Here is a 23,708-nt window from a genome sequence, read left to right on the forward strand (position 1 = left end):
TCGCTCACTACTGGATCAGACGCGTTCTCCGCCCAGAGGCGGTCGCCTGTGCTTGGCTGGGCAACGGTCGTTCATAGGCCTCGAATTCTGCCCACAACGGCAGGTGGTCACTGATCGCCTGGGCCTGCAGCTTGGACAGCCCAAAGTCTTTTTGCAAATCGATCACACCCATTTGACCGGTGTATTCGCTGGTGACGGTTTTGTCGATCAGAATGTGGTCGTGTGTCGTCGTCCTCGCGATGTCCGTGGGAACGTCACCAGCAACCGAAACGATGCCTGGAATCAAATGCAATTGGCCCAGTTGCTCGGTTGTGGCACTTAAATCGCCTAGCAAGATGCAGTCGTCTTCAAAGTGTTGCTTGTATTCGAACTGACGCACACTCTGAAAAACATCTGCCAAAACAGTGAGTTCATCGGTCGGCGACTCCGAATCCATTTGCGTAGGATAGGTGTGCGCGTTGATCAAAGTGAATCGGAACGGGCGGCGGGTGCTGTTTGCCGGCAGACGCGCCTGGAACGAAGCCACCATCGGTTCTCGATGCATTTTTTCGCCATCGTCCTGGACCACGTAGGAACTGCCAGGAATAAAATCGACTCGCTGCGGGTCCCAGACAAACGCGTATGATTCCCGCAGTTCATCGTCCCCAATCAAATCGCTAATGGTCGCCGTGTAAGGACGTCCCGATGCGCGTAAGAGTTCCACCAGTCGTTGGATCGCAACACCGTCCACGCCTTGGATTTCTTGCACCGCGACCAAATCGAACTGAGCCACAATCTTGGCGATCGTCCCCAGCACATCGACGCCCGTCTCGTGCTCGCGTGTCGATGACTTTTTGTCTGCAAACTGGCTGACATTAAACGTGGCAATCCGCAACACACCCTCAGGACGCTGCTCGCGACCGGTCAATGACACGGGTTCGCCGATCACACTGGCGACCGGATCAGCACTCAAAAGGTCATCCAGCGCCGAAAAATGCCAACCACCAGAGAGTACCATGAAGCCACCGTACAACAGCCCGACAGCCGTGGCACCAGGACCGACCCAGCGGGTGACCGAATGGATGCGTGACACAGAATTCTTTCGGCGACGCTTTGAAAAAATTCCCACTTCGGCCTCCCACCGACAGGCATACATTTTGAATGATTCTTTGTGGATATAGGTAAACTCGGCACGTGGGGCCATAGCAATCGGCCAACCGCAATCGGAGGTTCTGGTTTTCTTGGCCCCGATCAATCATGAGTTTGCCATCGAACGGCACAAATCCATCGTTGGCAAAGTGTTGCAAGAACCTGTCAGAAAACGTTGTGTACCAATCTGCTGGCGCGCGCTTGCGTCCGGTTGCTGAGGCTGTGCACTGTCTGTACCGAGGAACCGTGAGCTAGCGTTTAACGGTTGATGAATCGTCCGGGGTTGGCATGTCGGCAATGCGAATGAGGTATGATTGCGAGTGAGACCAACGCGAGTGCGTTTGGCTGGATCTAGAACGAAACGGCGAAGCATGGACCAATGGAAAGACATCGAACGGCGGGTGGCCAGAGTGCGGCGATTTGCCAGTTGGATGGACGACTCGTTCTCTGTCCCAGGGACGCGAATTCGCTTCGGACTCGACAGTTTGATCGGTTTGATTCCTGTCATCGGTGATTTTGCGACGGCAAGTGCAAGCGTCTGGCTGGTCGTCGAAGCGGTGCGGATACGGGCCTCCACCGCCGTGCTCGCTCGAATGGCCTCCAACGTGCTGATCGATTTGACGATCGGAGCGTTGCCTGTCATCGGTGATCTGTTCGATGTGTATTGGAAGTCGAATCGACGCAATGCGATCTTGCTGGAAAAACACGTGCGAAAGCAACAAGAGCGTTCCCAATGAGAAAGCGTTTTTGCATCTTGCAACACACGGTCGGCGGCGGATTGCAGCGTTCTGTTGGGGTGTGTTCTGATGCACAGACAACCGCAGATCGCTCTACAGACGCGATCGCCAGCGGACCGATTCACTGGGACTGGTTGTTCGATCCCCGTCCAGCCAATCGCCCCGCCCGGTCAAACGACGAGGTTGTGTCCAATTCCAATGAAACGCTGCCCAGCCAAACGCACCCGCTTTGGACCTGGGCAACCGACCCAATCCCAACCGATTTTTTGACCCGGGCTGATCCAACTGGCACCGCTGGTGGCGACCTCCCCATGATCTCAATCCCTGCGCTCCGATTGGCAAACCATCGGCAACGGTATTTGGATTTTGAAGGTGACATCGGATCGGGGCGCGGTTGCGTCGTACCAATTGCCACGGGCCAATACGAATGCGTGACAGATTCAGCGCACCTGTTTGTCGCCAGACTGTTCTTCGGCGAGGCGCAATGGGAACGTCGTCAATTCGCTTGTGACCTACACCTGATTCAATCGGACTCGGCCGACCCTGCGGAGAGTTCGTTGTGGACGTTGAGAATCGGGAACTGGAAATCAGGATCCGATTTTTCTTCGACCGCAGCAATCCGATAAACGGCTCCCTGTGGCTGGAAGGCAAACGAATCGGTATCGCCGGTACTGCCGGCCACGGTCAACTGTTGATCCGCCAACTCGATTGATTCGATCACAATCGCCTGATCGACTTGGCCGGGATATTGATCGGGGACATCGATCAACGCCACCGTTTCTCCGTCGCGAGATTCCCACTGCAGGTTCAAATCGGTAGGGGCGGTTAAACGTTGCAACTTGTCTTGGAATTGGGACAGCGGCAGCGGCAGCGCACCGGCACGGATTTTGCCGACCGTGACCGCCAATCGATTCGGCTGGTCGGTCAGTTGGACACTGATTTCGCACGACAGCACGGCATCAAACCGATTGTCCTGGAATCGTGCGGCAGCCTTTAGAATCCCGTCTTCGATCACAATCCGTGGTTCTTGCAGACCACGTGTTTTCAGCTGCGGAAATCGCTTCGGCAATTGTTCCATCAACCATGCATTGATTTGTTCGGCCGCAAACGATGCCTGCCATTGTCCGACCGTTGTCGCATCGGTTTGCAATTGCTGCATTTCGGCTTCGAGTTGCTCACTTGACGCAGCGACATTCTCCGGCGGCGGAGCGGTGATGGCCCGCTCGTAAAACTCGGGAACATGTTGCGATTGATTGATCGCCCACCATGTGGTCGCGCCCAACGAGACCAACAGCAGTGCACCGACCAGCACGAGTCGCTTGATCAGACGCAGCCACATGAAATCGATTCCTTTTAAAAGCGAATGGGTTTGGGCAGCCAATCGCGAATCCGATCAGCAACGCTGGTGGGTTCTTCCGACGCAGTGGTCTTGGAACCCCCTTCTGTTCTGGCTTCTGTTTGGGGGGAATGACTTGAGCGAACGTTCGGAGCCGAACTTTGAGCGACGACGTCACCGCGTGCCCCGATGTTGTTGGTCGGTAAATTATACCGCGGCGACAATGCAGAATCGATTGTCCGGGAACCCGGCGCGGCAATTCCGCTCCGCCCCGAGTGAACCAAGAGATACTTTGACCATTCATTATGTAACAAATTGGCCGCCGGTGTCAGATTTCCATTCTGCAGTCCTTGGACCGCCAAGAACGCGTTGCCTTGCAAGGCAGTCCGTTCGCTTTGAGTCGGAAAGCGATCGTGCAAGTGAACATCATCAATCCACAGTCGTCCGACGGATAAACTGTCGATAGTCAAACGCAACGAATCGACTTCGCCGGGAATCAGCTGATCAGTCTCCAATACAATTCGTCGGCTTTGCCATTGTCCATCGTGCGGTACAGCAAATTCAGCGGCAAACTGAATGGGTTTCCCCCGCCGATTGCCTTCCAATGAGACACGCACACGGTGGTTTGACGTTTCCGGTTTTTGAGGATCGTTTGCCGACGTTGCAGCAGGGGACGCCGCAGTGTCTCCGCTTGGTTCTTCGGAAACGAGAACACTACTGCTGGCGCGGGTTGCCAATGAAACCGCTAGACGGCCTGATGACGGGACAGGAATCGGCTCGCTAACCAACCATGTCCGACCGGCTGATTTTTGATCGGTGATCAAGCGGATGGAATGAGTCCCGACCAAGGCTTCGGTCGAGTCAATTGCGACTGCCGTTGCGGGGAACTGCGTGTGCATCCAACCGACGACGCCCATTTGTCCGGCAACTTCGAAGCCGCCATTGCGAAGCGCGTCATAGTCTTCGGGCATCGCCAATGTTCCGATCTTGCCGACAACCTCGCTGACTTGAGTCTTTAGACTTTCAACCGCAAGCGTGCCACCGGTCATCGAGCACCGCCAAGATTTAATGGGGCGCTGTGATTGTGAATCGGGGACTTGCAAATTGACGATCGAATCTGCGGGCAATGTCAGAACGCCGATCGAATCTGCATGTCCGCGGCGATAGGCAGCCGTGGATTGATGCCGATCCGACATCGCGCACTGCCGGGCAATCGGTTGAAAGAAACTCAGTTCCACTTCACAGGACCACGGCGCCGTGTTGATCACGGTCACAGGCAATGCGTTGTCCGTCCGGTCTCCATCGCCACCGCGCGACGCGCGCTCGGCACCGCGTGACTCTCCGACGAGAACACGTACGTATTGGCCACCGCCATCGGAGGAACGCAACTGATGTGTCACGTCGATGGGCATGTCACCGTATTCCGCAATCGCCTGTCGCACCGCTTGGCAGTGAACCATCGGCAATTGACCGGCTCGGACCACCAGCAGCTGCGGATTGGACTGAACCAGCAATTCCATCAGTCGACTGCTGGACAAGCAGGATGCCGATTCCGATACACCCGAGGGCTGTTCGAGCCTGACGACCGCGTGGTCGATGTTTGAATGGAGCGGCTCAAGTTGCAATACCGTATCGCGATGCAAACGATTGCCCAAGGTTCCCGCTCGATTCTCTTTTCCGGGCGTCGGCAAATGATCGTCGAACACTAATCGTAGATGACCTGTACCAGGTTGGTCCGTTTGTCCCGCCGCGTTTAAGCCGCACTGGTCATCGACCAAAATCCACAACGTCCCTGACATGGAATCCGCGATCGATTGCAGTTCGGACCGTTGCAGCGGACCGTGGCCGCGCAAGTCCAGGCACAGATTTCCAGCCGGGGATTCCGTTGAACCCGTCGACGTCAGGTCACTAACCAGCGTCGCCATGGCAGCATGTTGTGACCGATCAAACGCCGCGGCCGCAACCGTCGATGTCGCAGTCTCCGAAGGGGCGTCCTGAGTCAGCTGAAATCCGCCCGTCAATTTCGGAATCACTTGCAATCCGGTCGGCGTGATCCAACGTTGAAATGCGAGATAACGCATGTGCCCGGCCCAAACGATTCCCGGCGATTGCGCGGTTGCCGCTGCGGACTGGTCGACGACCCGGGGATGAGCAAACCACATCGTGCGTTTGTCGATCGGAAACATCACCCGATCGTAGCCGTACCACCGCGCATGTTGGGCGAGCCGTTCGGTGGCCTTCCAAAATCGGAACAGCGCCGCGGTGGTATCCGCATAGCCACCGATTTGTTCTAAGTTTGCATAGTCGCTACTGAGTCGCTCGCCCCAATTCGCGGTCTGTAGATCCAGGACGACATTGCGCCGCGACGATGGTTGCTGGGCGGGCGGTCGCTGGGCAAGCGGTGTGTCGGTACCGCTTGACTGCAGAAACTCAACGTCCTCAATGACTAGCGTCTGGTTGGTCGAACCGTTGCTGATTCGAATGTATTCTTGCCCGCCAGTGGGATAGTGAATCAGTTCAAACGTCCGTCGGTTCGCATCCACACTGCCCGTCATCGCGATTGCTTGATCAACGCCTAACGTCACGGTTGAAAGCGGCGAATCAAATTCCGTCGAATCGTCGAATTCAATCTTCAGTGGGACCGTGTCAATGCCCGCAGCAACGGTGGCCATTGTGATCGAAACTCTAACCAGCTGGTGCGGCGCTAGGACCGGTAATTTTCCCGCGTACCAACCCGCCGGAGCAATGCTAATTTGTTCTGGATGAGAATCATCGCGCCAGACGCCTAGCGGTAAAGACTCGCTGACGCGTTTAACGCCCGGCACCAATCGTGTCGCTCGGCTTTGCATCCAAGCCGTTGCCTGCCAGTCGGCTGGATCAATGGCAATGATGCTGCCAACGGATTTCCATGGCGTCTGGGTGACCGCTGCAATGGGATCGGACGCTGTGTCTGCCTTCGTCGCCTGGTAGATCATCCAGGGCGCGGCGATGGCAGCGATCTCGGTTGATTCCCGGCGCAGTTTGGACCAGATCTTGTCCGTTTTTTCTAACAACCGACAACGGATTTCATACACGCCTGCTCGCTCTGGCGCAGCCGACGCGATGGCGACTAATTCGGATTCGCCCGCTTGGTCCAAATGGATGGTTGTTTGTTCGCGGCCGACGACGACTCCGTCATCGACTCGAATCAATTCATATTGCAACACGACGTCGTGGTTGGCGTGTTGCGGCAACGAACGCACACGAACCGATAATTTGCCGACCTGCCCGGCGGCAGCTAAAGGCGAAAGGGGCTCGGCAAACTCAAACACAAATGGTTTGGTCGATGCGTCATACAGATCCTGTGACGGTCCAGGCCGCTGGCCAGCCTGGGCGCTGCAACTCCAGCCGTAACCGACCAATGTCAGCCAACAAGCCAACAGTCGTATCAGGGCCGAATCGCTTTTCAGCGGAGGACTTCCTTGTCCGAACATACGTGATACGGGGCAGGCGCAGTGAAAATGCAATACCGACTGGGGACACTAACCGGCAGCCGCGTCCGCCGGCAAGATGAATCGATTGCGAATCCAGTCGGCTGCCGCATCAAGCGTTTGTTCGGCCGCTCGCGTCTGATACCCCAATTCCTGCTGGGCGCGTTTGCTAGTGTACCAATGGTACTGGCCGCTCATGGTGACGCCGGCACTATTCACATCTGGCTCTTTGCCACTCAGACGCGTCCAAACATCCCCGGCCAGACCCGCCAGGTATTCCAATCCCGGGCCGGCCGGTCGCAACGGTGGACGAGTCCCCATGCGGGTGGCCATTTCAGTCCACAGACGCTGATAGGTCCAGTTGTGACCCGCCAGAATGTATTCACGCCCCGAAGCGGTCGACTTTTTCAGCGCCGCGATGGTCCCCGTCGCGACGTCTCGTGAATCACACAGACTGCAGCCGCCCGACGGCGAAATCGGTTTCCAACTCTTGCCGACCTCCAGCATCATCCGTCCGCTGCTGGGTTTCCAATCCCAGGGGCCGAGCATGAAACCCGGATGCACAATCACCGCGTCCAATCCGTCTTGCACGGCTTGCCGAACCACCGCGACGGATTTGCGTTTGCTTTGCACATACGAGCACTCCACTTGACCGCCGGCATGCTCCAGTGGCGTCGTTTCGTCGGCCAACGTTTGCGGCGACCCGACGGCGATCGTGTTGACCGAACCAACCCAGATCAATTTTTTGCCATGCCGCAAACAGGCGTCGACGATCCGACGGGTTCCGCCTTCGTTCACGTGAATCGACTGGTCGAGTTGAGTCCAACCCAGATGGATCATGGCCGCGGCATGAATGACAGCATCACAGTTGGCAATGCTGTCATCAATCAAATCGGGACCGCTCTGCACAGGATCGCATTGACCTGGATCAGACAGAGATTGCGCCGAGCCCAAGTCCTCGGAGACCAATTCACTGTGCACCAGTTCGACGTCTAACGCGTCAAACACGGCGGGGTCAGGATCGCTGCGGACCAGCGCAACGACCTCATCACCCGCTTCGATCAACTGTCGGATCACCGTATTGCCCAGCAGTCCTGTACCACCGGTGACAAACACTCGCATAATGGGAATTTCGTTGGAATGAGGGAGAGGAAGTCTCAAATCATCCTATTTCGGAACTAACGTACACAAGATCGGATGTTTTTTAAGGGAATTCCATCTTCCCTTGCAGGCCGTCAGAATCAGCCGGTCGATCGAAAATGCCGACAAAAGCGATTTTCCATCATGGTTTAGTCGCCCCTGCTGAAAAATCGGTGAATTGACAACCGACCCCAATGTTGACCACTCTGTCGGCCACAAATGTGAAGTGGTGATTTCGTGACGGCACCGTGTAGCCGTTGCGGGGCGGATTTCGAGTCGGTTCGACGCGTTTCAAAGTGGAATGTGAACCGATCGCTACGCCACTTATCCGTGTCTGATGAGAGAACTGCATGTCGCGAGACAAGCTGGAGCTAATTCGAACTGCCGGACCGAGCGTACTGCCGAGTCTGCTGATGTGCGATTTTGGTGATCTGAAAGGCGAAGTTGCCCGATTGGAAGACGCCGGAACCCGCGTGTTGCATCTGGATGTGATGGACGGCCATTTTGTTCCCAACATGACTTACGCAATGCCGATCGTGAAAGGCATCCGCCGGCACACAGAGTTGCCGATGGATGTTCATTTGATGATCAGCGACCCAATGGCCTATGCCAAACCGATGGTGGACGCCGGAGCGGATCTGTTGACGTTTCACGTCGAAGCCGTGGACGATGCGGCCGCAGTCGCGGCGGAGATCCGCGATTTGGGCGTCGGTGTGGGCGTGGCGCTCAATCCTGATACACCGCTTTCGGCGTTGGATGGTTGCCTGGATCAGGTCGATATGGTGTTGGCGATGAGCGTCAATGCAGGGTTTGGCGGCCAGAAATTCAATCCCGTGGCGCTGGAGAAATTGGCATCGCTCAAACAGTCACATCCGGAACTGCTGCTGGAAATCGATGGCGGCATCAATCTGGATACCATCGCCGCGGCCCGATCGGCCGGATGCGATCTATTTGTTGTCGGTTCGGCAATCTTCAAACACGACGACTACGCTGCCGCCATTGCCGCGCTTGATCGCGCAATCGCAGGAGCCACATCATGATTCGAACTGCAATGCTTACACGTGTCCTGTTGGTCCGCCCCGGTGCGACCGAGTTCGACGACCAGGGACGAATGAAAGGCTGCCTGGATATGCCGCTGAGCGATCTGGGGACGGAACAAGCCAACCTGCTGGCCAAAGAACTTGCCAGTGTGCGCGTAAAAACCATTTTCGCCGCGCCCTGCGAATCGGCTCGAGAAACCGCGCGACGGTTGGCCGATCAACAGCGTGCCTCGGGGCGCGAGGTCAAAGTCAAAGTGATCGATGCGTTCCGCAATTTGGATCACGGATTGTGGCACGGAAAATTGATCGACGAAGTCCGACGCAATCACCCCAAGGTTTACCGTCAAGGCGCAGAACATCCCGAAGAATTTTGCCCCCCCGGTGGCGAACCCGTTGCCGAAGCCAAGGCGCGTGTGACCAAAGCGGTGCGCAAGTGTCTGAAAAAAGGGCGTGACGACGTGATTGCGATGGTCATCCCAGAACCGCTGGCAACAGTGGTTCAATCGCTGCTCAGCGGCAAAGATTTGACCAGCGTCTGGAAAAGCGAAACCGATTCGGCAAGCTGGTCACTGATCGAAACCGAACTCTGATTCGGTTCACGGTGCCAATTTCAAGGTGCCAGCATCGTGGCACCACAGGCTTTTGCCCAGCGTGGATGAAACGTTCCCAGTAACTGGCTGGGCTTCATGCCGGGCGCGAACGACGACAAGATTCCGATCACGCGGTCGATGTCTTCCCACAGATGCTGCGACACCAAGGCGGGCAATTCGTGAATCAGTTGACGGTCGTAGCGTTCGCCGGGCGCCGCCTCTTGTAACATTTCGACCAGCGGCTGACACCAACTGTCGATTGCCACAGCGGTGGCACCGAGTGCAATCAGTTTTGCAATGTCACGAGTGCTGACCGGGCCGGGAACGATCCACAACGGTTTTTCTCCCGCCTCGTGCTGAATCATCAACTCACGCGCACGACGGACTAATCCCGCCAATTGCAGACCCTCCAGTTCGCTTTGGTCCATGCGTAGGATCAATCCATCCGGCTTTGCCACCAGCGCCGCAGCGATCTCTTCTTCCAATCGATACGGCCCCAGCGAAATCAACACGGCGGCGCGGGGCGCCAATTCACGCAATTGATCCAATTTGACCTGCATCTGGCGCAGTGAAACGACATCCGTGGGAAACGCTGCTGCCGCCACATAGCCACCGCCGGCGATCGCCGCGCCCTGTGAGGGTCGTTCCCAACGCTGCAATTGCTGCGGCGAGTAAGCCAATCGGCCTGTCGCATCCGGGTAGGCCGACAACCTCACATCGATGATCCTGGTGTGGTCAAAATCACGCGGTGTCAAACCGTATCGTTCGACACGATAGGGCAACATCCGAGGCAGGTAAGTGTCCGGCTGGTCCTCTTTTTCCAGTGGCGAAAACAGGGTGCTCTCTTGGCCGTCGTCAGACAGATCTCGCTGGAGTGCTGAAACAACGACATCTAAGTTGGCGACTCCCCAAGCCAAGTGGTCGGCTAGCTCTGGTTGCAAATCAATCCAGGGTGGGTCGTACCAAAATAGCGGCAGTTCCACCGGCACCGCATACTTGTCGGGACGTGGGATCCATTTGGCAGCGGGGAACAATGGATTCGCCGACCAGACGCTACGCGTCGGCGGCGGCAACAGGTGCAGCGAAGATAGACGGTCCTGGTTCACCGGATCGCCTCCGGTCGGTTACCGATTCGAATTTGATTCAATCCCACCACCATTGCCCCTGACATATACCTGACACGTTCCCGTCTGAATTGTGATCCATCATCGCCAATTGGGGACGACTTCGCCACGCGCCGCATTTTCCGCTTCCAGCTTTGCGGTGGGGACGATCCGGCGAAAGTCCGACGCGTCGCCACGAATGCCTGCGGTGATCAATAACAGTCCCAGTTGGACTTCCTGTTTCTTTCGCAGTTTGGCGGCGGTCACACCCTCGGCCAAACTCTTTGCCGTACCGCGAATGAACACCGTGACGTCACTCAGCGGGTCGCCCAGGTTATCTCCCGCATCGCCGCCGATCACGATCGTGCCCGCCAAGGCCCCCAATCCGACGTCGTTGCCAACGCTGCCACGCACGAACAATCCGCCACCCCGCATTGCGCCGCCGGCTCGATCACCAGCGTTGCCATAAATGGCAACGGTACCGCCGGTCATCGCCGTCGCAGCGCCATGGCCGGCGTGACCGCGGACCCGCACCGAACCGCTGACCATTCCCTCGGCCACCCCGTGGCCGACATTGCCAAAAATCTTGGCGGCTGTTTGATCGTTCATCGAAAACGCATAGTCACCCAACGAACCGCGAACGCGAACTTTTAAATGCCGTTCGATCCGCATCAACGCGGAATGCTGGCCTTCGGCGCCGATCACTTCCACACGCGTCGGATGTTCCGAATCTTTTGACAAGGGCACACTACGGATCGCCGTTCGCATCTCGGAATTCGAAAGCTGCAACAGCGAAAACAGGTACTCCCGTTCCTCTTCACTCAACGCGTCGCGTGACTCCTGATCAAAACTGACCAGCGAATCGTTCATCGGATCCGATTCCGGCTGCGGTGCAGCGCTGCTCGGTTTGGGGACGTGAGGCATAAGACCAGTTTCTTCCGCCGATCAATGTCGGCAATCTTCAACTTGAATCACCATCGACTATCGCAAGGTGCTGCGGACGATCTGTTCTATTTTAGCGGCCGCGGCGTTGCCTGCGTGTAACACTTCTGCATGATCGGCAACAATCGCCCGATCCGGATCGGCAACATTGCTGACAATCGACACAGCAAGCACACTCATCCCCAGCTTGGCTGCCGCCAAGACTTCCGGCACCGTGCTCATTCCAACCACGTCGGCACCCAGACGCCGCATCATGCGGTATTCGGCGCGGGTTTCGTAGGTCGGCCCCAGCGTCGCCAGATAAGTCCCATCGACCGCACAAAACCCACCCCGCCGCGCAGCGCGGTGTGCGATTTCGGCAAGATTCGGACAGTAAACGTGCTCTCGCCGCGGCAAATCAGTGGAACCTGTCTGTCGGGTCGGACGTTCGGACAGCCCACTCTGTCGCTCGCACAGCCAATCCAGATGATCACGAATCACCACCACATCGCCGACCCGCAGTTTCGGATTGACGCCCCCGGCGGCGTTGCTAGCGATCAGTCGCGTCGCCCCCAATCGCTGCATCACTTGGATCGGAAAAGCGACTTGCTGGTTGCTCCAGCCCTCGTAGCGATGTAGGCGCCCTGCCATGGCAATCACCGGGCGGTCATCCAGCGAACCAAAAATCAGTTGCCCGCGGTGTCCGCCTGCCGTCGCCTGCCCAAACCCTGGAATGTCGGTAAATGGAATCGCGATCGGCGCTTCGATCTGATCTGCCAATCCGCCTAGCCCACTGCCCAACACAATCGCCGTCACATCAGGTGGTTGCCTCGATGCGGCGAAAGGCCAACCGGTGCCAAGTCGTTTTCGGAGCGTTTCAACTGCCTCGATCACGCGATTCGTGTCTGCCCCGCTTCGACCACCAAACCCGTGACCAGCCGCTGTAAATTGGGAGCCGCGCGATTGGCGATGGCAATGATTTCGGAAACATCCGCCGGCTTTAGTGAATCGGGCAGACACATGTCGGTGATCACACTTAATCCTACCGTTTTCAATCCGCAGTGCACCGCGACAATTGTTTCGGGCACCGTGCTCATCCCCACGACATCAGCGCCGATGGTCCGCAAGAAACGATATTCGGCGCGTGTTTCCAAATTGGGGCCGGCGACGGCGACGAACACGCCCCGATGAAGTTGGATGTCTTCGCGACGTGCCAACGCGATTGTTTTGTCGATCCACTGTTGATCGTAGGGTTCGCACATATCCGGAAAACGCGGCCCCAAGCGATCGTCGTTGATGCCAATCAGCGGGTTATCGCCCATCAAATTGATTTGGTCATCGATCACCATGATTTCGCCGGACTGGTAGTAGGGATTCAATCCGCCACAGGCATTGCTGACAATCAACAGTTCCGCACCAAGTCGCTTGAAAACGCGGATTGGCAACGTGATCTGTTTTAACGGATAGCCTTCATACATATGAAAGCGTCCCTCCATCGCGATCACCGGCACTCCGCCCAAATGCCCGCACACCAAACGCCCGCGATGACTGGTCGCGGTGGAAGTTGCAAAATGAGGAATCTCGGAATAGTCGATCGTCGCTTTGACTTCGATTTGGTCTACCAAACCGCCCAATCCGGTTCCCAACACAATCGCAACCTTGGGCGTTTCGGAAAACGCTTGCTGGATGACTTCGGCCGCTTCTTCAATTTTGTTATACAGATCGAGCATGTCGTTTTCGAAACTCGTGGTGGGAACTGATAGACTGTCCCGATCATAACGCAACCAGCCAGAATTGGCAGTTGGGCGTTCACTTTCAGGGCCCTCGACTCGTCCGCTATTTCCCCCAGTCCCTTTTCTCTTGCCCCTGTTCTCATGGCCATTCCCGATCCCGCCCAGTTTGAGAAACTTGCTTCGTTCTATTTGGGACGCCAATTCGACATCAACAACAATCAACAACTCGATCAGTTGATGATGTATGACGCAAAAGATTTATGTACCCATGCGATGTGTGTCGGCATGACCGGCAGCGGCAAGACAGGCCTGTGTATTTCACTGCTCGAGGAAGCGGCACTCGATGGCATCCCGGCGATTTGCGTTGACCCCAAAGGAGACTTGGCGAATTTATTGTTAACGTTTCCAAATCTAGAGCCCAGTGATTTTGAACCCTGGCTGGAACAAAGCGAAGCGACGCGAAAGGGTTTGACCCTGGACCAGTTGGCTGAGCAGACCGCGGATAAATGGCGTGACGGACTGAAATCCTGGGGACAGGGGCCCGAGCGAATCCAACGTTTGAAAGATGCGGTCGACGTTTCGATCTACACACCCGGCAGCAACATCGGGCTACCGCTGACGGTGCTCAAAAGTTTTGACGCGCCGCCACCGGAATCATTGGCCGATACCGAAGCAATCGGCGAGCGGATCACCGGCGCGGTGTCTGGACTATTGACATTGGTCGGCATCGATGCGGATCCGATGACGTCTCCCGAGCACATTCTGTTGGCTTCGATTCTAAATCACCAATGGCAGGCCGGTAAAAACGTCAGCATTGCAAACTTGATTCGATTGATCCAATCGCCACCGATCACGCGTGTCGGTGTGGTCGACTTGGATTCGTTCATGTCTGCCGATCAACGTTCAAAACTGGCGATGCGGTTGAACAACCTGCTGGCCTCACCGGCGTTTGCATCGTGGTTGGAAGGCGACAGTTTGTCGATCAACGATTTGCTGTACACCGCACAAGGCAAACCGCGGCTCTCGATTCTGTCGATCGCGCATCTGAGTGACAGCGAGCGGATGTTTTTCGTCACCATCCTGCTGAACGAATTGGTCGCCTGGATGCGGCGTCAATCGGGGACGAGTTCGCTGCGGGCGATGTTCTATATGGACGAAGTTGCCGGGTATTTCCCACCGGTCGCCAAACCGCCGTCCAAGCCGCCCATGCTGACGCTGTTGAAACAAGCACGGGCGTTCGGATTGGGCGTGACATTGGCAACGCAAAATCCCGTCGACTTGGACTACAAAGGACTGTCCAACATCGGCACTTGGTTTCTAGGTCGGTTGCAAACCGAACGCGACAAAGCACGCGTGTTAGAAGGTCTGGAGGGAGCCGCCGGTCAAGCCGGACAATCGTTTGACCGTGCGGAAATGGACCAAATGCTGTCCGGGCTCAATAGCCGCGTGTTCCTGATGAACAATGTTCATGACGACGGTCCGATGACGTTCCAGACGCGGTGGGCGATGTCCTACCTGGCCGGTCCTCTCGCACGGCACCAGATCAGCGAGTTGATGAAAGCCAAGAAACAGAAACGCCAAGATCAACACGATAGCGAGAGCGAGTCGGTCAGCCAAGAAACCCAAACGGCCGAGCGTCCCGTCGTCCCCTCGGGTGTGCAGGAGCGATTTCTGCCGGCCAGCCGAGCCGTACGACCGGACAGTCGCACGGTCTATCGCCCCGCATTGCTCGGCAGCGGATCGATGCACTTCATCCGATCCAGTGCCGATCTAGACCAATGGACCGACTGCACGCGATTGATGGCCTGCAACGGCGACGTCCCCGAAGCACTTTGGGAACAGAGCGTCGCGATTAGCAACGGGGTCGAACTGCTGGAACAACCGGAATCCGGATTCGCTTTCAGCGATTTGCCCGATGCGATGCGCAGCAAAACCAAATACCGGACGTTTAAATCACAGTTCAAGGAGTATCTGTATCGCCACCAGCGGATGACGCTGTACACCTGCCCGGGGATCAAAGGGTACGCACCGGGCGGCAGCAATCAGTCTCAGGCACGGTTGCATTTCGAACAACAGTTACGTGAAAAACGAGATTTGGAAACGGAAAAGCTGCGTGACAAATGTGAAAAGAAGATGCAGACTCTTGAGAACAAGATCCGCACGGCTGAAGACCGTGTGCAGCGCGAGCAGTCGCAGTACAAACAGGCCAGTTGGTCGTCGATGGTTTCAGTCGGCTCGTCGATTCTGGGGGCCTTTCTAGGCGGTCGACGTGGTGGCGTGATGACTGCGGCACGTGGTGTCGGCCGCGCGAACCAACAGAAAGATGACATTCGCCGCGCTCAAGACGCTTTGGATCTGTTGCAAGACGACATGCGTGAACTTGAAGACGATCTAAAAGATGATCTGAAACAGCTTTACAATGACTGTGATATCGATCAAATCAAACTCGAAACCACAGAAATTCCTCCGCGCAAGAGCGATCTGAAATCCGACGACTGTGTGGTCGTTTGGACCCCGTGGCAAGTCGATTCGACGGGCATCGCAAGCCCACTTTATGACGCTGCTTAAAATGACAGGCCGATCGACGCCTCTCTCGGCAGCCCCCCAACCTGGCCCACTGACATCCCATGAAAGATTTTCAAATCATCCCCACCGAGAACGAACTCGATTCGCTTCAGCGTGACCTCAGTTTTCACCCTGCCGGCGTGCCTAATCCTTCCACGCTGACCCGCGATCAAATCGAACACTTCAACCAGCGCGGTTTTGTTGCTCCGCTGAATCTGTTCTCCGACGACGAAATCGGCGACATCCGCAGCTACTTTGATGATTTGTTGGCAACCGTCACCGCCGGTGGGGGCGATAGCTACTCGATCAGCTCGGCACATCTCAAATATGGCCCTGTCTACGACATCCTGAATGATCCTCGAATCATCGATCCGGTGGCCGATTTATTGGGCGACAATGTGATCGGCTGGGGATCCCATTTCTTTTGCAAAATGCCTGGTGATGGCAAGGCGGTTGCCTGGCATCAAGACGCCAGTTACTGGCCGCTCTCGCCTAGCAAAGCCGTTACGGTGTGGTTGGCCATCGACGATGCCGACCAAGAAAACGCCTGCATGAAATTCATCGCCGGATCACACACCAAAGGACACATGACATATCGGCCCAGCGATTCGGCCGAACACAACGTGCTGAACCAGACGATCGACAATCCCGAGCAATATGGGGACCTGGTCTATGACCCGCTGCGCGCCGGCCAGGCCTCGATCCATGCCGACCTGCTGCTACACGGCAGCGAAGCCAATCAGTCCGATCGCCGTCGCTGTGGGCTGACCCTTCGCTATTGTAGCGCCGATGTCCGCGCCGCACTGGGCTGGAACGAAAAAGGGGTGCAAGTCCGCGGCAGCGATCCCAGCGGACACTGGAGCAACCGCCCACGACCCTAAATCTTTGAAGTTGACGACCCGCTAGTAGCGCATTAAGGTTAATGTAACGGTGCCGCTCCTTAGAGAGCGACACCGTTCCCGCCTGCCCCTTCCTGGGCTACCTGCACTGATGTGAGTCGAAACGTCCCTCGGGGGACCGATTCACGCCAGATGTTGGACTGGCGTTTGTCAGTAAGAAACGTTTTCCGCGGCCCAACGGCCCACCCACAAAACCTTTCTCTGGTCGCCAGTACCGGTCATTGAAATGAACTCGGGTGAGTTGAGCACGTTCGCGGTGCCGACGAGATTGATCCCAGGTCCAATCTGTGAATACTCAACCGCTGTTCCGCTACGGCTTGGCCGTTGCGTGCCTTTTTGGCTGCGTTGTCCCTTTCTCGGTGAATCCGTGCGCGGCTCAGTCGCCGCCGCCCAAGGAAACTCCGACGAGTCCTGCCGCGGCTGCGGTCAGCTATTCGAAACAGATCGAACCGGTGCTGCGACGCAATTGTTTCGGTTGCCACCAAGGCGCCAAACAGCTCGGTGACTACGTCATGACTGACACCCATGCATTGGTCGCCGGCGGCGAGAGTGGCCAGCCAGCGATCGTGCCTGGAAAGCCAGACGAAAGTTTCCTGGTCCAGCAAATCACCGCAGTCGATTCGGTTGCGGAGATGCCGAAGCCGCCCGCGAAGCCGCTGAGCGACGCCGACGTCGAATTGATTCGCCGCTGGATCACCGAAGGTGCCGTGGATGATTCCCCAGCCGATTCCGCCACAAAATACAGCGTTGAAAATCCGCCTCCCTACAACGACTCGCCGACGATCCCGTCGATCGATGTTTCCGCCGACGGCGAACAAATCGCGGTCGCCGGCTATCACGAAATCCTATTGGTTCGCGCCAGCGATGGCACCACCGTGCGGCGGTTGGTCGGCATCAGCCCCCGCATCAATTCGGTTCGTTATTCACCTGATGGGGCATTGCTGGCCGCGGTAGGCGGGACACCCGGCGTGCAGGGCGAAGTCCAAATTTGGGATCCGACTAACGGTGAACTGGTGCTGTCGACCACGTTTACCTACGACGCACTCGCCGGCGCCAGTTGGTCACCGGATTCCAGCAAGTTGGCGTTCGGCGCGGCGGACAACGTGGTCCGCGCGATCGATACCACAACAGGCCACCAAGTGCTCTTTCAAGGCGCGCACGATGACTGGGTTCAAGACGTCGCGTTCACTCCTGACGGAAAACATTTGGTGTCGGTCGCTCGCGACATGTCGTGCAAATTGACCGAAGTCGAGACGGAGCGTTTTGTCGACAACATCACCTCGATCACTCCCGGCGCACTCTCCGGTGGGCTGAGCAGTGTCGCGATGCACCCGACGCGTGACGAGATCGTGATTGGCGGCGCGGACGGAGTCGTCAAGGTTTACCGTATTTTCCGCGAGACGGCTCGTAAAATCGGTGACGATGCCAACTTGATTCGCAAACTACCCAAGATCAACGGGCGTATCTTTAGCGTCGCCATCAGTCCCGATGCCTCGCGGATCGCGGCGGTTGCCACGATCGATGGTGCCTCCGAAGTCCGCGTTTGGGCTTACGATTTTCAGGGCGACCTGCCGGACGAGTTAAAGAAAATTGTTGCCAAACGCGTCAACGAGCGGTCGGCCGAAGAAAACAAAACGCTGGAAAAACACCGTCAAGCGGAAACCAAGCAGTTGGCGGCGCAGCGGATTGAAACCGCTGCCAGCTACGCCCTGGCGTTTGCACCGGATAACACGCTGATCGTGGCCGCGACCGATGGCAAACTGCGTCAGATTTCCCCTGACGGCCAGTCGTCCGAACCCCACAACCTTTTGCCAGACAGCAACAAAGTCGACGTGGCGGAGTCCCCGTTCGATTCGGGCAATTGGCTGGAACAACTGGCACAGCCCGCTGCTGACACGATCGATCTGGATACGATCACTGCGATTCAGGTGCACCCCAAAACTGTTGATCTGGATTCGCCCTACGCCTATGCCCAGTTGGTCGTTACCGCGACCACCGTTGATGGCGATTCAATCGATGTGACCCGGAATTGTCACTGGGATGCGCCATCCTGTGTCGCGGCAAACCAAAGTGGACTGGTCAGCGCCACCCAGAACGGCAGCGGCAATCTAGTCGTGCGTTTGGGGGACTATCAAGATTCCGTCGCGATCACTTCCAAACGGAACGAAGACGCGCCCGTCGACTTTATCCAAGACGTCAATCCGGTGCTCAGTCGACTCGGTTGTAATCAAGGAACCTGTCACGGGGCTCAAAAAGGCAAGAACGGTTTCAAACTCTCGCTGCGTGGTTATGACCCGATCTATGATCTGCGCGCACTGACCGATGACCTGTCCGCACGGCGGATCAACCCGGCCGCCCCTGAACAGTCGTTAATGCTTCGCAAACCGCTTGGACAAACCCCACACCAAGGCGGTGTGTTGATGACCAAGGGCGATCCGTATCACGCGATTCTGCGCCGTTGGATCGCTGACGGCAGCCAGTTGAATTTGCAGTCGCAACGCGTGAAACGTTTGGTCGTCTATCCGATCAATCCGGTCGTGCAAAAAATTGGTACCAGGCAACAAGTTCGTTTGGTCGCACACTATGCCGATGGCAGCACCCGCGATGTGACTCGGGAAGCCTTTATTGAAAGTGGAAACACTGAAGTCGCAACGGCCGGTGCGGGCGGTCTGTTGACAGCGGTGCGCCGCGGCGAAGCGCCGATTCTGGCCCGATACGAAGGCAACTATGCTGCGACCACGCTGACCGTGATGGGCGATCGCGAGGGCTATCAAGAGGAACAGTACCCCAGTTTCAATGCAATCGATGAACTGGTCAGCGAAAAATGGCGCCGCGTCAAAGTGGTTCCCAGCGAACTGAGCGACGATGCCTCTTTCCTACGCCGCGTCAGTCTGGATCTGACGGGACTGCCACCGACCAGTAACGACGTCCGTGAATTCCTGGCGGATAAGACGCCCACCAGACAGAAGCGTGCCAGACTGATCGACCAACTGCTGGGCAGTGAAGCGTACGTTGATTTCTGGACGAATAAATGGTCCGACCTGCTACAGGTCAATCGAAAGTTCTTGGGTGTCGAAGGCAGCGAGTTGTTCCACGATTGGATTCGCAACGCCGTTGCCGAAAATCGCCCCTACGACGAATTCGCTCGCCAGATTTTGACCGCCAGTGGATCCAACAAAGACAATCCGGCAGCCAGCTATTACAAAGTGCTTCGTAACCCCGAAGACACGATGGAAAACACCACGCACTTGTTTCTGGGAATTCGTTTCAATTGCAACAAGTGCCATGACCACCCCTTCGAACGCTGGACTCAAGACCAGTACTACGAGATGGCGGCCTTTTTTGGTCGGGTCGGTTTGGATCCCGATCCCGCGGCGGAGGGAAAGAAGATCGGGGGAACCGCTGTCGAAGGAGCCAAACCATTGTTTGAAAAAGTCGTCGACCGACAGGAAGGCGACGTCGAACACGCGCGGACCGGTGCGGTGGCGACGCCGGCATTCCCCTATCCCGTGGACTGCGAACTTCCCGAACAAGCGACCCGTCGTCAGCAGTTGGCAGCTTGGATGACCGATTCCGACAACCCGTATTTCGCTCGCAGCTATGTCAACCGACTATGGGGCTATCTGCTGGGCGTGGGGTTGATTGAACCGATCGACGACATTCGCGCCGGCAATCCACCGACCAACCCGAAATTGCTAGACCATTTGACCGCACAGTTCGTCGATTCCGGGTTTGATACGCGATCGATGCTGCGAATGATCTGTAACAGTCGCACCTACCAATTGAGCGTCCAGTCGAATCCGTTGAACGCCGATGACACGCTAAACTATGCCCGCGCCTTGCCCCGACGTTTGCCTGCCGAAGTGATCTACGATGCAGTGCATGCTTTGACCGGTTCGATCAGCAACATCCCTGGCATGCCCGCCGGAACGCGCGCCACTGCCGTGACCGACTCGGGCGTGAAATTGAATGACGGGTTCTTACAAAACCTGGGACGTCCCGTTCGCGAAAGCGCTTGTGAATGTGAGCGTTCAAGTGAATTGCAACTCGGACCCATCATGGCACTGGTCGGTGGACCAACCATCGCATCCGCCATTTCAGATCCCAAAAATGAACTCGAACGCATCGTGGAAGAGAACACCAGCGACCGAGAACTGGCCGAAGAAATCTTCCTTCGATCCCTGGGGCGATTTCCGACCCAACCAGAACTGGAAGCGTTTGAACATTTCAAACAGCAGATCTCGCTGGACCATCAACTGCTGACCACACAGTTGGCTGAACAAGAGGCCCAATGGGCCGAGAAAAAACAAACGCTGGAATCGATTCGCACCAAGCAATTGGCCGACACCGAGTCCGAGCTGGCCGCGCGAATCGAAGCGGCGCGACCGCAGCAGGAACAACTGGAAAAAGAACGCGAGGATCGTATCGCCAAAGCCAGCGAGCATCTCGATCAAGTCAACCAAAAACTGACCGAGAAAGTCAGCCAGTGGGAGACCGAGCAGCAGCAGCAGGCGATCGAATGGCACCCGCTGCAAGCGACGATGGCAAATTCGACCAACAAAGCAACTTTGACCGCTCAACCCGATCGATCCATCATCGCCAGCGGCAAAGCCGGCAAGGGCGTCTACACGATCCAGTACCCGACCTCGCTGCGCGGTATCACTGGATTCCGGCTCGAAGCCCTTGCCGACGCGTCGCTGCCTAGCAACGGTCCCGGCCTGCCGCCCAACGGGAACTTTGTGGTGACGGAATTTGAGATCCAGGTCGCAACGAAGGAAAAACCGAACGCCAAGACGGCGGTGAAAATCGCCAGCGGCCAAGCGGATTTTTTGCAGGGCGGCTTCACCGCCGAAGCCACCTTCGACGGCAATAAACGTGGCCAATCGGGATGGGCCGTGTCCGGCGCGACCGGCGTTGATCACTGGGCGACGTACCAACTGGAGAAGCCGATCGAAAACCCGGACGGCTGCGTCCTGACCTTCCAGATTCACCAGTTCCATAACGCCGCCGATCACCAACTCGGACGCTTTCGCATCAGCGCGACGACCGACACGAGGGAAATCCCGCTGGATCTGTCCGAAGGTCTGCGAGCGATCGTGGCCACACCGCCGGCCAATCGGAGTGACAATGCGAAACAGCAGCTGATCGATTATGTCAGCCGCTCAGATGCCGACAAAATCAAGGCTGAAGCGGCGCTGGCCGAAGCCAAAAAAGCCGTTCCACGGGACGCCGAAACCGTGCGTCTGGAAATGCGACGCGATGCACTGGCGGTTCCGACGCCCGATGACCTTCGTCTGGTCCGACTGCGTGAAGATGCCCAGCACAGCGAAAAACAACTGAAGAACCTGCGGTTAACGGCGGCCGAAGACCTGACCTGGGCGCTGATCAACAGCCCTGCATTCCTATTCAACCACTAGACGGAGACTGACCATGCTTTCGTTCAAAGGCTATCCAGCAAAGGACCTTTGCGATCCACATTTGGCTGCCTCGCGGCGTACGTTTCTGCGCGTTGGCGGTTGTGGAATGTTGGGGCTGTCACTGCCATCCCTATTGCAAATGCAACATGCATCGGCCGGCCAAGAAATCGGCGGCGGCCCGGGTTGGGGCAAAGCCAAAAGTATCATCATGGTGTACCTGCAAGGCGGCCCCAGCCATTTGGATCTATGGGATCCCAAGGACAACGTTCCCGATAACGTTAAAAGCCAATTCAAACCGATCAGCACCAAGATTCCAGGCATCAAGTTCACCGAAAACCTGCCTCAGTTGAGCCAGTTAAACGATCGGTTCACGATGATCCGTTCGATGTCCTACACGCCCAACGGTTTGTTCAATCACACCGCGGCGATCTATCAGATGATGACCGGTTACACGACCGACAAAGTCAGTCCGTCGGGGCAACTCGAACCGCCATCGCCCAAAGACTTTCCCAACTTTGGCAGCAACATCGTCAAGATGCGTCCGATCGAGCAACCGATGCTGCCGTTTGTGATGCTGCCGCGCCCCCTGCAGGAATCCAATGTCGTCGGCAAAGGAGGCACCGCTGGGTTCCTCGGCAAATCTTACGATCCCTACACGCTGTACCCTGACGGCGATGATTTGGACATGAGCAAGATGAACCGCATCAAGATCGATGACCTGCGATTGCGGCCGGAAGTTTTCAGTGTGCGCCTTCAGCGGCGCGCCCAGTTGCGCGACTTGCTAAATGCCGAGATGCCACATATCAACAAAGCCGTCGAAAACTTTGAACTGGACGAATACTACGATCGAGCGCTCTCGTTGATCGTTTCCGGACGGGCCCGCGAAGCCTTTGATTTGAACAGTGAATCCGATGCACTGCGCGACAAGTACGGCCGTAATACCTTTGGCCAAAGCTGTTTATTGGCACGTCGTTTGGTGGACGCTGGAACTCGAGTCGTCGAAGTCATTTGGCCGAAAGTTGCCAATAGCGATAACCATTCTTGGGACCACCACACCGGGCTCAGCAAACGCATGAAAGATCAGTCGGCGCCGATGCTGGATTCTGGGTTGTCGACTTTGATCGAAGACCTTGATGAACGCGGGATGCTGGAGGACACGCTGGTCGTCGCCGTCGGCGAATTCGGTCGCAGTCCCCAACGCGGTGTCAGCACCAGCGGCAACAACAACTCCGACGATGGACGTGACCACTGGCCGTACTGCTACACCGCAGTGGTTGCCGGGGCGGGTACCAAACGGGGATACGTGCATGGCAAGAGCGACAAAACCGCTTCGGCACCCCTGGAAAACCCGGTGCACCCGGCGGAATTGTTGGCGACGATCTATCACAGTTTCGGCATCCATCCCGAAACCATCGTCTACAACCACCTGAACCAACCCCGAGAACTGGTCAAAGCCCAAGCGCTCACCTCGCTGATGGCATGAGCCAGGGACGTTGCAAAGCGCCAGGTTGCACCTGGCCTACTGGGAGACGCTAGCGATTGAGCGGCATTGTTTCTTGGTAACCCGCGCGTTAGTTTTGAAGTTGCGCTTTTGCGTGGGGCAATGTCCTTTGGTAACCCGACGCGTCA

The 23,708-nt window shown here is 56.8% G+C and carries 15 protein-coding genes; 7 read left to right on the forward strand and 8 right to left on the reverse strand.

Annotated features, from left to right (window positions below; all coding sequences use genetic code 11):
- Nucleotides 1-7: 7 nt before the first annotated feature.
- On the reverse strand, nt 8-1,072 hold the full coding sequence (locus NHH03_RS07415; protein ID WP_253155124.1) for a deoxyribonuclease: 1,065 nt from the start codon (nt 1,070-1,072) through the stop codon (nt 8-10).
- Between the two features lie 427 nt (nt 1,073-1,499).
- Here NHH03_RS07415 and NHH03_RS07420 point away from each other — a divergent pair, with 427 nt between their 5' ends.
- A complete protein-coding gene (locus tag NHH03_RS07420) occupies nt 1,500-1,865 on the forward strand; it encodes a DUF4112 domain-containing protein (protein WP_253155125.1) in 366 nt (121 codons plus the stop codon).
- A gap of 523 nt (nt 1,866-2,388) precedes the next feature.
- On the opposite strand, the gene NHH03_RS07425 is transcribed toward NHH03_RS07420, so the two are convergent.
- From NHH03_RS07425 to NHH03_RS07435, 3 genes are read right to left on the reverse strand one after another with little or no spacing between them, the layout of a single operon-like run.
- On the reverse strand, nt 2,389-3,204 hold the full coding sequence (locus NHH03_RS07425; RefSeq protein WP_253155126.1) for a hypothetical protein: 816 nt from the start codon (nt 3,202-3,204) through the stop codon (nt 2,389-2,391).
- Nucleotides 3,205-3,218: 14 nt separating this feature from the next.
- Entirely contained in the window at nt 3,219-6,674 is a 3,456-nt protein-coding gene (locus NHH03_RS07430; RefSeq protein WP_253155127.1) for a hypothetical protein, read from the reverse strand.
- 48 nt (nt 6,675-6,722) lie between these two features.
- Entirely contained in the window at nt 6,723-7,793 is a 1,071-nt protein-coding gene (locus tag NHH03_RS07435; RefSeq protein ID WP_253155128.1) for an NAD-dependent epimerase/dehydratase family protein, read from the reverse strand.
- Between the two features lie 368 nt (nt 7,794-8,161).
- On the opposite strand from NHH03_RS07435, the gene rpe reads away from it, so the two are divergent.
- The gene (rpe, locus tag NHH03_RS07440) at nt 8,162-8,851 is read left to right on the forward strand and encodes a ribulose-phosphate 3-epimerase (protein ID WP_253155129.1); all 690 of its coding nucleotides are present in this window, start codon (nt 8,162-8,164) and stop codon (nt 8,849-8,851) included.
- Nucleotides 8,848-9,441 carry a histidine phosphatase family protein gene (locus NHH03_RS07445; RefSeq protein WP_253155130.1) on the forward strand — a complete coding sequence of 198 codons (594 nt, stop codon included), beginning with the start codon at nt 8,848-8,850 and terminating at the stop codon, nt 9,439-9,441. The genes rpe and NHH03_RS07445 overlap by 4 nt, the downstream gene beginning before the upstream one ends.
- Nucleotides 9,442-9,461: 20 nt before the next feature.
- Here the strand turns inward: NHH03_RS07445 and NHH03_RS07450 are convergent, their stop codons facing one another.
- The 4 genes from NHH03_RS07450 to NHH03_RS07465 all read right to left on the reverse strand — a co-directional run bounded on the left by NHH03_RS07450 (nt 9,462) and on the right by NHH03_RS07465 (nt 13,195).
- On the reverse strand, nt 9,462-10,547 hold the full coding sequence (locus NHH03_RS07450) for a hypothetical protein (RefSeq protein WP_253155131.1): 1,086 nt from the start codon (nt 10,545-10,547) through the stop codon (nt 9,462-9,464).
- A gap of 99 nt (nt 10,548-10,646) precedes the next feature.
- Nucleotides 10,647-11,468, reverse strand: coding sequence for a tributyrin esterase (locus NHH03_RS07455; protein WP_253155132.1), 822 nt, complete (start codon nt 11,466-11,468; stop codon nt 10,647-10,649).
- 57 nt (nt 11,469-11,525) lie between these two features.
- On the reverse strand, nt 11,526-12,359 hold the full coding sequence (locus NHH03_RS07460) for a purine-nucleoside phosphorylase (RefSeq protein ID WP_253155133.1): 834 nt from the start codon (nt 12,357-12,359) through the stop codon (nt 11,526-11,528).
- Nucleotides 12,356-13,195 (reverse strand): purine-nucleoside phosphorylase, encoded by an 840-nt coding sequence (locus NHH03_RS07465; protein ID WP_253155134.1) that lies wholly within the window; start codon nt 13,193-13,195, stop codon nt 12,356-12,358. The genes NHH03_RS07460 and NHH03_RS07465 overlap by 4 nt, the downstream gene beginning before the upstream one ends.
- Nucleotides 13,196-13,339: 144 nt before the next feature.
- Between NHH03_RS07465 and NHH03_RS07470 the strand changes: the two genes are divergently transcribed.
- The 4 genes from NHH03_RS07470 to NHH03_RS07485 all read left to right on the forward strand — a co-directional run bounded on the left by NHH03_RS07470 (nt 13,340) and on the right by NHH03_RS07485 (nt 23,562).
- Nucleotides 13,340-15,766, forward strand: a complete 2,427-nt coding sequence (locus tag NHH03_RS07470) for an ATP-binding protein (RefSeq protein WP_253155135.1) — start codon at nt 13,340-13,342, stop codon at nt 15,764-15,766.
- Nucleotides 15,767-15,825: 59 nt separating this feature from the next.
- The gene (locus NHH03_RS07475) at nt 15,826-16,644 is read left to right on the forward strand and encodes a phytanoyl-CoA dioxygenase family protein (RefSeq protein ID WP_253155136.1); all 819 of its coding nucleotides are present in this window, start codon (nt 15,826-15,828) and stop codon (nt 16,642-16,644) included.
- Between the two features lie 377 nt (nt 16,645-17,021).
- Nucleotides 17,022-22,079: a DUF1549 domain-containing protein gene (locus tag NHH03_RS07480; RefSeq protein WP_253155137.1), complete on the forward strand. Its 5,058-nt coding sequence runs from the start codon at nt 17,022-17,024 to the stop codon at nt 22,077-22,079.
- A gap of 13 nt (nt 22,080-22,092) precedes the next feature.
- Entirely contained in the window at nt 22,093-23,562 is a 1,470-nt protein-coding gene (locus tag NHH03_RS07485; RefSeq protein ID WP_253155138.1) for a DUF1501 domain-containing protein, read from the forward strand.
- Nucleotides 23,563-23,708 lie beyond the last annotated feature (146 nt).

Origin of the sequence: Stieleria tagensis, from assembly GCF_024129865.1 — a bacterium.
Classification (GTDB): Bacteria; Planctomycetota; Planctomycetia; order Pirellulales; family Pirellulaceae; genus Stieleria; species Stieleria tagensis.

What these genes read in the sequence shown, in the direction of transcription:
- NHH03_RS07425 (WP_253155126.1), bottom strand. Translation starts at nt 3,204, where the DNA reads ATGTGGCTGCGTCTGATCAAGCGACTCGTGCTGGTCGGTGCACTGCTG.
- NHH03_RS07430 (WP_253155127.1), bottom strand. Translation starts at nt 6,674, where the DNA reads ATGTTCGGACAAGGAAGTCCTCCGCTGAAAAGCGATTCGGCCCTGATA.
- NHH03_RS07435 (WP_253155128.1), bottom strand. Translation starts at nt 7,793, where the DNA reads ATGCGAGTGTTTGTCACCGGTGGTACAGGACTGCTGGGCAATACGGTG.
- NHH03_RS07485 (WP_253155138.1), top strand. Translation starts at nt 22,093, where the DNA reads ATGCTTTCGTTCAAAGGCTATCCAGCAAAGGACCTTTGCGATCCACAT.
- rpe (WP_253155129.1), top strand. Translation starts at nt 8,162, where the DNA reads ATGTCGCGAGACAAGCTGGAGCTAATTCGAACTGCCGGACCGAGCGTA.
- NHH03_RS07445 (WP_253155130.1), top strand. Translation starts at nt 8,848, where the DNA reads ATGATTCGAACTGCAATGCTTACACGTGTCCTGTTGGTCCGCCCCGGT.
- NHH03_RS07475 (WP_253155136.1), top strand. Translation starts at nt 15,826, where the DNA reads ATGAAAGATTTTCAAATCATCCCCACCGAGAACGAACTCGATTCGCTT.
- NHH03_RS07455 (WP_253155132.1), bottom strand. Translation starts at nt 11,468, where the DNA reads ATGCCTCACGTCCCCAAACCGAGCAGCGCTGCACCGCAGCCGGAATCG.
- NHH03_RS07465 (WP_253155134.1), bottom strand. Translation starts at nt 13,195, where the DNA reads ATGCTCGATCTGTATAACAAAATTGAAGAAGCGGCCGAAGTCATCCAG.
- NHH03_RS07420 (WP_253155125.1), top strand. Translation starts at nt 1,500, where the DNA reads ATGGACCAATGGAAAGACATCGAACGGCGGGTGGCCAGAGTGCGGCGA.
- NHH03_RS07470 (WP_253155135.1), top strand. Translation starts at nt 13,340, where the DNA reads ATGGCCATTCCCGATCCCGCCCAGTTTGAGAAACTTGCTTCGTTCTAT.